General features: G+C 65.1%; 10 protein-coding genes. 5 read left to right on the top strand and 5 right to left on the bottom strand.

Annotated features, from left to right (window positions below; genetic code table 11):
- A partial coding sequence (locus ACR65W_RS02710) for a 3-hydroxyacyl-CoA dehydrogenase family protein (protein WP_434502264.1) occupies nucleotides 1-337 on the top strand: 337 nt, incomplete at its 5' end.
- Nucleotides 338-364: 27 nt separating this feature from the next.
- Here the strand turns inward: ACR65W_RS02710 and ACR65W_RS02705 are convergent.
- The 5 genes from ACR65W_RS02705 to ffh all read right to left on the bottom strand — a co-directional run bounded on the left by ACR65W_RS02705 (nucleotide 365) and on the right by ffh (nucleotide 4,513).
- On the bottom strand, nucleotides 365-904 hold the full coding sequence (locus tag ACR65W_RS02705; RefSeq protein ID WP_175093826.1) for a Dps family protein: 540 nt from the start codon (nucleotides 902-904) through the stop codon (nucleotides 365-367).
- A gap of 110 nt (nucleotides 905-1,014) precedes the next feature.
- Nucleotides 1,015-1,722, bottom strand: coding sequence for a tRNA (guanosine(37)-N1)-methyltransferase TrmD (gene trmD, locus ACR65W_RS02700; RefSeq protein WP_434499583.1), 708 nt, complete (start codon nucleotides 1,720-1,722; stop codon nucleotides 1,015-1,017).
- A gap of 63 nt (nucleotides 1,723-1,785) precedes the next feature.
- On the bottom strand, nucleotides 1,786-2,367 hold the full coding sequence (gene rimM / locus ACR65W_RS02695; protein ID WP_434499584.1) for a ribosome maturation factor RimM: 582 nt from the start codon (nucleotides 2,365-2,367) through the stop codon (nucleotides 1,786-1,788).
- Between the two features lie 188 nt (nucleotides 2,368-2,555).
- Nucleotides 2,556-2,915: a 30S ribosomal protein S16 gene (gene rpsP, locus ACR65W_RS02690; protein ID WP_018406465.1), complete on the bottom strand. Its 360-nt coding sequence runs from the start codon at nucleotides 2,913-2,915 to the stop codon at nucleotides 2,556-2,558.
- Between the two features lie 59 nt (nucleotides 2,916-2,974).
- Nucleotides 2,975-4,513: a signal recognition particle protein gene (gene ffh / locus ACR65W_RS02685; protein WP_434499585.1), complete on the bottom strand. Its 1,539-nt coding sequence runs from the start codon at nucleotides 4,511-4,513 to the stop codon at nucleotides 2,975-2,977.
- A 214-nt stretch (nucleotides 4,514-4,727) separates the two neighbouring features.
- Between ffh and ACR65W_RS02680 the strand changes: the two genes are divergently transcribed.
- The 4 genes from ACR65W_RS02680 to acnA all read left to right on the top strand — a co-directional run bounded on the left by ACR65W_RS02680 (nucleotide 4,728) and on the right by acnA (nucleotide 10,910).
- Nucleotides 4,728-5,024, top strand: a complete 297-nt coding sequence (locus tag ACR65W_RS02680; RefSeq protein WP_434499586.1) for a hypothetical protein — start codon at nucleotides 4,728-4,730, stop codon at nucleotides 5,022-5,024.
- On the top strand, nucleotides 5,021-6,598 hold the full coding sequence (locus tag ACR65W_RS02675) for a RecQ family ATP-dependent DNA helicase (RefSeq protein ID WP_434499587.1): 1,578 nt from the start codon (nucleotides 5,021-5,023) through the stop codon (nucleotides 6,596-6,598). The genes ACR65W_RS02680 and ACR65W_RS02675 overlap by 4 nt, the downstream gene beginning before the upstream one ends.
- Nucleotides 6,599-6,669: 71 nt before the next feature.
- On the top strand, nucleotides 6,670-8,106 hold the full coding sequence (locus ACR65W_RS02670; protein WP_434499588.1) for an MDR family MFS transporter: 1,437 nt from the start codon (nucleotides 6,670-6,672) through the stop codon (nucleotides 8,104-8,106).
- Nucleotides 8,107-8,198: 92 nt separating this feature from the next.
- Nucleotides 8,199-10,910: an aconitate hydratase AcnA gene (acnA, locus tag ACR65W_RS02665; protein WP_434499589.1), complete on the top strand. Its 2,712-nt coding sequence runs from the start codon at nucleotides 8,199-8,201 to the stop codon at nucleotides 10,908-10,910.
- Nucleotides 10,911-10,940: the final 30 nt, after the last annotated feature.

The raw sequence follows: 10,940 nt of genomic DNA, 5'->3' as shown, positions 1-10,940 counted from the left end.
TTCGGAGGATTTCCCCGCCTTTATCGTCAACCGCATTCTGCTGCCGATGATCAATGAGGCGATCTACACGCTCTACGAAGGCGTGGGCTCGGTCGACGCCATCGACACGGCGATGAAGCTCGGCGCCAACCACCCGATGGGTCCGCTGCAGCTCGCCGATTTTATCGGCCTCGACACCTGTCTTTCGGTCATGCAGGTGCTGCATGAGGGCCTGGCGGATTCAAAATACCGCCCCTGCCCGCTGCTGGTGAAATATGTCGAAGCCGGCTGGCTCGGCAAAAAGACTCAGCGCGGCTTCTATGATTATCGCAGCGGCACGCCGGTTCCGACGCGCTAGCGTCTCGGAGAAGAGGCGCGTCCGCGCTCAGTGGCCGCCGGGGCCGGCGCCGCGCGCCGCCTCGAACAGGAACCAGGTTCGCTTCTCGGTCTCATCGAGAAAAGTTTCCAGAAGGCTCGCCGTCGCGATGTCTTCGTTGTCGTCGCAGACCTTATGCGCGTTGCGCATGGACTCGGCCATCGCCTTATTGTCTTCCAGCAGTTCGGAAAGCATGCCGAAAGGCGAAACGAATTCCTCATTATTGTCCTTGATGCGCGATAATTTCGCGATCTGCCCGATCGAGCGCAGCGTCGGTTGCCCAAGCTTGCGCACCCGTTCGGCCAACGGGTCGACGGTCGCGTAGATCTGTGTCGCCTGCTCGTCGAGCAGCAAATGGTAGTCGCGGAAATGCGGGCCGCTCATGTGCCAATGGAAATTCTTGGTCTTGAGATAAAGCGCCAGAGCGTCGGCGACGAGCTTGTTGATTTCCGCGGCGATCTTCATCGTCGACTGTTTCTCAAGATCGGTCGGCGTATCCAGCGCCGAACGTTCTGTGTCGGGATTCATCGGCGTTTTTGTTTTCTGCATGTGCGGACCTCCTTGCGCCCTCGCTTCAGGCTCAAGCTCGGGTGAGCTGCTCAATAGCTAGATCGCGCGCCTTGGCGGACCAGATGAAAAATAGAGCAGCGCGCCGAGAGTCAGCGGCGGCGGGAAGCGTCGCCTGTCTGGGGGGCCAAGAGGTCCGGGCGTCGGGCGCGGGTGAGCGCCACCGCCTGTTCATGGCGCCATTTGGCGATCCTGGCGTGATCGCCCGAAAGCAGCACGTCGGGGATGTCGCGTCCCTCGAAGTCGCGGGGCCGAGTGTAATGCGGATATTCGAGGAGGCCGGCCTCAAAACTTTCCTCGACGCCTGACGCTTCTTCGCCCATCACGCCGGGAATGAGCCGCACGCAGGCGTCGATCAGCGCCAGCGCCGCGATCTCGCCGCCAGAAAGCACGAAATCGCCGATCGACATTTCTTCGAGTCCGCGGGCGTCGATGATGCGCTCGTCGACGCCTTCGAACCGGGCGCAAAGAATGATCGCGCCGGGGCCTTGGGCGAGGTCGCGCGCGCGCGCCTGCGTCAGCGGCGCGCCGCGCGGACTCATCAGCAGGCGCGGGCGCGGATCGTCCTTGGGCGCGGCGGCGTCGATCGCCGCCGCCAGCACGTCGGCGCGCATCACCATGCCGGGGCCGCCGCCCGCCGGCGTGTCGTCGACGGCGCGATGACGGCCGAGCCCATGCTCGCGGATCTGCCGCGACTCAAGCGTCCAGACGCCGCGCGACAGCGCGTCGCCGGCGAGCGACAGGCCCAGGGGACCCGGAAACATCTCGGGAAAAAGTGTGAGGACCGTCGCACGAAACATGGACCAGTTATGGCACGAAGCGCGGGAAGCGGAGAAGAGCGGCGCGGTCTGCCTGGCAAACGCCTACGGAGCGTCCCCTTCCACCTCCGTCGGCGGAACGACCACGACGCGCCCGGCTTTAACGTCGATGACGGGCGTCGTGGCCTTGGTGAAGGGCAGAAGCAGCGTCTCGACGCCGAGCTTTCTTGGCATGGCCTCCTTCGAAAGGTCTGACGCCTTTTCGAGGCCTTGCGCGGGCGCAATTTCGAGAATGTCGCCAGCGCCAAAATTGCGCACCGCGACGACGACGCCGATCATTTGGCCTTCCACCGTCTCGGCGCGAAGGCCAATGAGATCGGCGATGTAGAATTCATCCTCTTCCGGCGCGGGGAGCTTGTCGCGCGCGACGTAGAGTTCGACGCGGTTTAGGGCCTCGGCGCCGGCGCGGTCGTCGACGCCCTCGACTTGCGCGACGAGCATATCCTTGCCCTGCGGGCGCACGGCGCGCAGCCTGAAATTGCGTGTCCCGCTTTTATCGGTGAGGCCTTCATAGGCTGCGATCGCCAGCGGATCGCTCGTGAAGCTCTGCAGCCTGATTTCGCCGCGCACGCCATGCGCCGCGCCGAAGCGGCCGAGAAGGACGAGACCTTTCGCAGGCCCTTTCATTCGATTTCCTCATCCTGAGGAGCCGCCGCAGGCGGCGTCTCGAAGGACGAGGAAATCGCCGCGCGCGCTGTCCGCCCTCGTGCTTCGAGGCGCGCCCGTTGGGCGCTCCTCAGCATGAGGGCGAATGAAACATCGCGCATGGCGTTCCGCCAACTCCCTCTCGAGGGCGAGGCAAAGATGCGCCCCAGTTACGCCGCCGGCGCTTCCGCCGCGCCCGCGGCCTCAGCCGCCGCAGCGGCGCGCTCCTGCGCCTTCTTCTTGGGCTGCGCCTTCTGCGGATTGCTGCGCGCTTCGCGCTTCATCACGCCCAGACCATCGAGCAGACGCGCGACGCGATCGGTCGGCTGCGCGCCCTTCTCCATCCAGGCCTTCGCCTTTTCCGTGTCGAGCACGAGGCGGTCGGCCGCGTCCTTCTCCTTCAAGGGATCGAAATAACCGATCTTCTCGATGTAGCGGCCGTCGCGCGGCGAGCGCGAGTCGGCGACGACGACGCGATAGAAGGGACGTTTCTTGGCGCCGCCGCGGGCGAGACGAATTTTAAGGGACATGTTTTCGTTCCTGTTGCGTTGAGGTGAGTGAGGGGCCGGCGACGACAATCGCCGGTTTGCTATTTCTTCTTCCCGAAGGGGTTCAATCCGCTGAACAAGCCGCCGCCGAGCCCCGGCAGGCTTGGCTTGGCGAGAAGATCGGGGGGCGGCGCCGCCGGAACGCCGCCGGGCGGCGCTTTCGGCGGCGGCGCGCCGAGCTTCGCCTGCAGCTGCTGCAGCTCTTCCTGGGAAGGCATTTGCATGCCGGGGCCGAGCCCCATCATTTGCGCCGCCTTGCCCATCATGCCGCCGCCGCGTTTTCCTGCGCCAAAGGACTTCATCAGATCGGCCATCTGCCGATGCTGCTTGAGGAGCTTGTTGACCTCCTCGACCTTGACGCCCGAGCCTGCGGCGATGCGCTTCTTACGCGAGGCTTTCATCAGATCGGGATTGCGCCGCTCCTTGGGCGTCATCGAGAGGATGATGGCGCGCTGGCGCCTCACCATCTTGTCGTCGAAACCGGACGCGGCGATCTGATCCTTCATCTTGGCGACGCCGGGAAGTAGACCCATGATGCCGCCCAATCCGCCGATCTTTTCCACCTGGGCGAGCTGATCGCAGAGGTCCTGCAGATCGAACTTGCCCTTGGCCATCCGCTCGGCGGCCTTGCGCGCCTGTTCGGCGTCGATCGCCTGGGCGGCCTTCTCGACCAGCGCGACGATGTCGCCCATGCCGAGAATGCGGTTGGCGATGCGCGTCGGCGAGAATTCGTCGAGCGCGTCCATCTTTTCGCCGACGCCGATGAGCTTGATCGGCTTGCCGGTGACATAGCGCATGGAGAGCGCCGCGCCGCCGCGGCCATCGCCGTCCATACGCGTCAATACAATGCCCGTCAGCCCGACCCGCTCGTCGAAATTCTGGGCGAGATTGACGGCGTCCTGGCCGGTGAGCGCATCGGCGACGAGCAGGATTTCATGCGGCTTGGAGGAGGTCTTGATCTCCGCCATCTCGGCCATCAGCGGCTCGTCAATATGCGTGCGGCCGGCGGTGTCGAGCAGCACGATGTCATAGCCCTGCAGCCGCGCCGCCTCCATCGCGCGCTTGGCGATCTGGACCGGCGTCTGGCCGGCGACGATCGGCAGCGTGTCGACCTCGACCTGCCGGCCGAGCACCGCGAGCTGCTCCTGGGCCGCCGGACGCTTGACGTCGAGCGAGGCCATCAGCGTGCGCTTGCCGTGGCGCTCCTTGAGCCTTTTGGCGATCTTGGCGGTGGTCGTGGTTTTGCCGGCGCCTTGCAGGCCAACCATCATGATGGCGAGCGGCGGCGTTGCGACGAGATCGATCGGCTCCGCGTCCTGGCCGAGCGTCTCGATCAGCACGTCATTGACGATCTTGACGACCATCTGGCCGGGCGTCACCGATTTGATGACGCCGGCGCCGATCGCCCGGTCGCGGACCTTGTCGGTGAAGGAGCGCACGACGTCGAGCGCGACGTCGGCCTCGAGCAGCGCGCGGCGGATTTCGCGCAGCGCCTCGTTGACGTCGGCCTCGGACAGCGCGCCGCGCCGTGTGAGCTTGTCGAAAATGCCGGAGAGCTTGTCGGAAAGGCTCTCGAACATGCTGTTCTCCCGCGAGCGCGAAGGCTCCAAAGCAAAACGCGCCCGGGGGCGCATCGCGCTGCCGGGCGTTGGCCTGCCGCCTCTCGGGCGGCTCGGCGTGTTAGGGTTCTCTTTCGAGATGTGCCGAGTTTTTATGCGCGGCGCGCGCGGGAGTCAACGTCGGGCCTATTTGCCGCTAACATGACGCGCTTTATTACTCTTTAGGCTGGAGGCCATGACCCTCGACGCTTTTCTCGAATCGCTGTCCGCATCCGAGCCGCGGGCTTTATCGCCTCCCCTGCGGGCGCTCTGGTTCGACGCCAAGGGCGACTGGAACGCGGCGCATAAATGCGTTGACGACAAATCCGACCCCGAAAGCATGTGGGTCCACGCTTTTCTCCATCGCAAGGAGGGCGATTTCTCGAACGCCTTCTATTGGTACCGCCGCGCCGGGCGAGAGCCGCACAAAGGCCCGCTTGAAGAAGAATGGCGCGAAATCGCCGAAGCGCTGCTGTCGCAAGCGGCGCCATGACGGGGTCGTCCGCGCAAGAATTGCTGCGCAGCATTTTCGGTTTCGGGGATTTTCTGCCGGGGCAGGCGGAGATCGTCGAGACCGTGCTCACTGGGCGCGACGTCATCGCCATCATGCCGACGGGCTCCGGCAAATCGCTCCTCTATCAGCTCCCGGCCGCAGCTCCCGGCGGCGGGCTCGTTCTCGTCTGTTCGCCGCTGATCGCGCTGATGCGCGACCAGCTTCGAACCCTCGCCGACTCTGGGATTGGCGCCGTCGCGCTGCACTCCATGCAGGAGGACGACGAAGCGGCGGCCGCGATCGACGCCGTCGCGTCGGGCCGGGCAAAGCTGCTTTACGCCGCCCCCGAACGTCTCGCCCAGGACGGAACGCAGCAATTGTTGCGCAACATCCGCGTCAAGCTCTTCGCGGTCGATGAGGCGCACTGCGTCTCGCATTGGGGCCATGAGTTTCGCCCCGACTATCGCGCGCTCGGCGACGTTGCGCGAAAACTCGGCGCGCCGCCGGTGCTCGCCGTCACCGCGACGGCCGGTCCGCGCACCCGCGACGACATCGCCCGCACGCTGTTTTCGCGGCCCCCGCAGATCTTCCAGCGCTCCTTCGCGCGGCCGAATCTCGCGCTCGATTTCGCGCAGAAGCGCGCCGGCCTGCGGCAGATCGTCGAATTCGCGCGCAAAGGCCGCGGCGCCGGGAAGCAAAGCGGCATCATTTATTGCAACTCGCGCAACAAGACCGACGCGCTCGCGCGCGACCTCTCGCGGCTCGGCTTCGATGCGCTGCCCTATCACGCCGGGCTAGACGCCCACACGCGCTCGGAGAGCCAGGACGCGTTCTTTACCCGCAAGGGCGCGGTGATGGTGGCGACCATCGCCTTCGGCATGGGGGTCGATAAGCCCGACGTGCGCTTCATCATTCACGCAGATCTCCCGACCTCGGTCGAGGGCTATTATCAGGAGATCGGCCGGGCGGGACGCGATGGCGCGCCGGCCCGTGCGCTGACGCTGTTCTCGCCCGCGGAGCTGGCGCTGCGCTGGCGCAGTCCGGAAGCGGCGCAAGACACTGACGCGGCCGCCGGCGACTACGCCAGACGTCAGGCGGTGGCCCGGCTCGCGGCGGCGCCGGGCTGCCGTTTTCAGCGGCTCCTTGGCGAATTCGGAGAAGAAAGCGCGCCCTGCGGCAGATGCGACCACTGCCGCGGCGGACCGTTGGCGTGGCCGCGCCGCCTGTCATCATTCGCCCTTGGCTGGCGCGCGGCGCTCGCAAGCGGCTTCGCCGCGCGCGCCGACCTTTCGGAAGGCGAGGCTGATCTCCCCGAACTCGCGCCCGCGCCGATCGACGCGCCGAGTCGGCAGGAGGAGCCGCCGCTGACGGTGGCCGAGGCGCGGCTGCTGCGCGCGCTCGCGGCTGAGCGGCTCGCCATCGCAAAACGGCGCCGGCTGGCGCCGCGCATTGTGGCGTCCGAACAGGCGCTACGGGCCCTCGCGCGCGAAAGGCCGCAAAGCGCCGACGACCCGCTCCTGCGGGGGCTCGAAGACGCGGCGGCGCTGCTGCGGGTGATTCGCGAAGCCCTTTAAAGCCGGCGTGAGGGTTTCGTTCGGCGCCGCAACACTGTAGTTAAGGCTCCCCGTGCTGTTCCCCCAAGGCCATGTCCGCTAACCCGCCGCCAAACGCCGCCGAACTGCGACAGGTCATGTTCGGGCTCGGCCTCGCGATGCTGCTCTCGGCCCTCGACCAGACGATTGTGGTCACGGCCATGCCGACCATCGCGGCGGACCTCGGGGATCCTCAGGATCTGCCCTGGATCGTGACCGCCTATCTCATCGCGGCGACGGTGGTGACGCCACTCTACGGCAAATTCGCCGATGTCTACGGACGGCGGCGCGTCATTTTGATCGGGGTGATCACTTTCGTGATCGGATCGGTCGCCTGCGCCTTGGCCCCGAGCATGGCGGCGCTCGCCGGCGCGAGGGTGATTCAGGGACTTGGCGGCGGCGGCCTGATCTCGCTCGCCCAGACGATCGTCGCCGATCTTGTCTCGCCCCGCGAGCGTGGCCGATATCAGTCCTATTTCGCCGCGGTGTTCATCACCTCCAGCATCGCCGGTCCGGCGCTCGGCGGGGTTTTCGCGCAATATTGGCATTGGTCGCTGATCTTCTGGATCAATCTGCCGCTGGGCCTCGCGGCGCTCCTGATCGTCAATTCGAGGTTGAAGCGGGTGCCGGAGCGGCGCCATCCGCATCGCGTCGATTATCTGGGCGCGTTTTTGCTGATCGCCGGCTCCGGCCTTCTCGTGCTGGCGCTCGGCTGGGGCGGCGTGCGCTATCCGTGGCGGTCGGCGCCGATCGTCGGGATCCTTACCGCCTCCGCTCTCGCCTGGGCGCTTTTCGCCTGGCGCACGGCCCGCGCCGAGGAGCCGCTCATTCCGCTGCGTATTCTCCGACTTCGAATCGTGCGCGACGCCATCTTGTCGAGCTCCTTCGGGCTCGGCGGGTTCGTCGGACTTTCGGTCGTGATGCCCATCTATTATGAAATCTGCGGCGGGATGAATGCGAGCGAATCTGGGCTGACGCTTATTCCCCTGATGGTCGGCACCGTCGCCGGCGCCACGGTGTCGGGACGATTGATGGGGCGTTTGACGCATTACAAGACCGCTCCGCTCCTCGGGCTCGGCGCCGGCGCTCTCGCCGCGCTGGGCGCGGCGGCGATGATGGGTTCGGGCCGCTCGCTGCTTTTGCTCAACGCCCTGCTCACCGTCACGACCTTCGGGATCGGCGCGATGCTGCCTGTCGCCACCGTTTCGGTTCAGAACGCGGTCGATTCGCGCGATTTGGGGACGGCGACGGCCTCGATGCAGTTCTTTCGGCAGCTCGCGGCCGGGGCGGCCGTCGCGCTTTTCGCCGCCTTGGCGATAGGCGGCGGCCGCGCGCAATTGCTTGAGGAGATGAAGACGGACGTCGACGGCGCCGCTTTGTTTTCGAGCTTTCGTCTCGTTTTTCTGGCGCTTGCCGTTTGCGTGGGCCTGTCCCTGCTTTTCCTCGCGCGTATGGAGGAGCGGCCGCTGCGCGGCGAGCGACGCAGCTGAAGGGTCGATTTTCCTCGCGTCTTTTCTATTTGCTCCCATGGCATGGAATTTTCTAGAAAGATTGCGCCTTCCCGCGCCGCAAGGACCCTTCCATGGCTTCTCTCAATAGTTTCAACGCCTGCCAGACGCTCGTCGTCGGGAATCGGTCCTATCAATATTTCTCTCTAAGGGCGGCGGAGCAAAACGGGCTTCGAGACGTCTCTCGCCTGCCCTATTCGCTCAAGGTCGTTCTCGAAAATTTGCTCCGCAACGAGGACGGCCGTTCGGTCACCAGGGAGTCGATCGAAACCTTCGCGAAATGGCTCGAGGAGAAAGGCAAGACGGAGCGCGAAATCGCCTTTCGGCCGGCGCGCGTGCTGATGCAGGACTTTACCGGCGTGCCGGCGGTCGTCGATCTCGCGGCGATGCGCGACGCCGTCGTCGCGCTCGGCGGGACCGCGCAGAAGATCAACCCGCTCGTTCCCGTCGATCTCGTCATCGACCATTCGGTGATCGTCGACAGTTTTGGCACGCCGAAGGCCTTCGCGCGCAACGTCGAACTCGAATATCAGCGCAATGGCGAGCGCTACCGGTTTTTGAAATGGGGCCAGTCGGCGTTCGACAATTTCCGCGTCGTGCCTCCCGGCACCGGCATTTGCCACCAGGTGAATCTCGAATATCTCGGGCAGACCGTCTGGACGCGCACCGAGCGCATCGACGGCAAGACGGTCGAACTCGCCTATCCCGACACGCTGGTCGGCACCGATTCGCATACGACCATGATCAATGGCCTCGCCGTTCTCGGCTGGGGCGTCGGCGGCATTGAGGCCGAGGCCGCCATGCTCGGCCAACCTTTGTCGATGCTCGCGCCGGAAGTGATCGGCTTCAAGCTCACCGGCGCGCCCAAGGAAGGCGTGACGGCGACGGACGTCGTCCTGACCGTCACGCAAATGCTGCGCAAAAAGGGCGTGGTCGGGAAATTCGTGGAGTTCTTTGGCGAAGGGCTTGATCATCTCAGCCTCGCCGATCGTGCGACCATCGCCAATATGGCGCCCGAATATGGCGCGACCTGCGGCTTCTTCCCCATCGATCAGGAGACGCTTTCCTATTTGCGCATGTCGGGGCGCACCGACGACCGCATCGCGCTGATCGAAGCCTATGCCCGGGCGCAAGGAATGCTGCGCGAGTCCGGCGCGCCCGATCCCGAATTCACCGATACGTTGAGTCTCGATCTTGCGGAGGTGACGCCGTCGCTCGCCGGCCCGAAGCGCCCCGAGAGCCGGGCTGCGCTTTCCGACGTCGGCTCGGCGTTTCTCGGCGCGCTGGCGAGCGAATATAAGAAGGAAGACGGACTCGGGCAGCGCTATCGCGTCGAAGGCGAAAGTTTCGATCTCGGCCATGGCGACGTCGTCATCGCCGCGATCACCTCCTGCACCAACACCTCCAACCCCAGCGTGCTCATCGGCGCGGGATTGCTGGCGCGCAACGCCGCCGCGCGCGGACTGAAGGCGAAACCCTGGGTGAAAACCTCGCTCGCCCCGGGCAGTCAGGTCGTCGCGCAATATCTCGCGAAGTCTGGATTGCAGAAATATCTCGACGATCTCGGCTTCAATCTTGTCGGATTCGGCTGCACGACCTGCATCGGCAACTCCGGGCCGCTGCCGCCGGCGATCTCGAAGACCATCAGTGAGCATGACCTCGTCGCGGCCTCGGTGCTGTCGGGAAATCGCAATTTCGAAGGGCGGGTCAATCCCGACGTCCAGGCGAATTACCTCGCCTCGCCGCCGCTCGTCGTCGCCTATGCGCTCGCGGGCACGATGGCGATCGATCTGACGAAGGAGCCTCTTGGACACGACAGCGCCGGGGCGCCGGTTTATCTGCGCGACATCTGGCCGTCGAATGCGGAAATCGCGACCTTCGTCCGCGATCAGGTGACGCGCAATCTGTTTCGCGAGACCTATGCCAACGTCTTTTCGGGCGACGAGCATTGGCGCGCGGTGGAAGCGCCAAGCAGCGAGACTTACGCGTGGGACGACCAGTCCACCTATGTGCGCGACCCGCCCTATTTCGTCGGTCTGCAGCGCGAGCCCAAGCCCGTGGAAGATATCGTCGGCGCACGCATCCTTGCGCTCTTTGGCGACAAGATCACCACCGATCACATCTCGCCCGCCGGCTCGATCAAGGCGGCTTCGCCCGCCGGCAAATGGCTGATGGAGCATGGCGTCGCGCCGGCCGATTTCAATCAATACGGCACGCGTCGCGGCAACCATGAAGTGATGATGCGCGGCACTTTCGCCAACATCCGCATCAAGAATCACATCATGCGGGATGCGAAAGGCCTCACGCCGGAAGGCGGATTGACCAGGCATTATCCGGGCGGCGACATCATGTCGATCTATGACGCCGCCATGCGCTACCGAGACGAGGGCGCGCCGCTGGTCGTCATGGCCGGCGCCGAATATGGCAATGGCTCGTCACGCGACTGGGCGGCGAAGGGCGCCATGCTGCTCGGGGTTCGCGCCGTGATCGCCAAGAGTTTCGAGCGTATCCACCGCTCCAATCTCGTCGGCATGGGCGTCGTGCCGCTCACTTTTGCGGAGGGGACAGGTTGGGACACGCTTGGACTCAAGGGCGATGAGACCGTGACCATCCATGGCTTGCGCGAGGGACTTGCGCCACGCAAAACTCTGGTCGCTTCGATCTCGTTCTCGGATGGGTCCACCAAGACTGTGCCGTTGCTTGCGCGCATCGATACGCTCGACGAGTTGGAATACTTCAAGAATGGCGGCATCCTTCCTTACGTGTTGCGACAACTCGTCCCTTAGATCTCGCCAAAAAAACCATTGACTCAAAGA

Origin of the sequence: Methylocystis sp. (assembly GCF_051062815.1) — a bacterium.
GTDB lineage: Bacteria > Pseudomonadota > Alphaproteobacteria > Rhizobiales > Beijerinckiaceae > Methylocystis.
The sequence above is the reverse complement of the archived record's forward strand: the minus strand, read 5'-3'. Positions and strand labels throughout refer to the sequence as shown.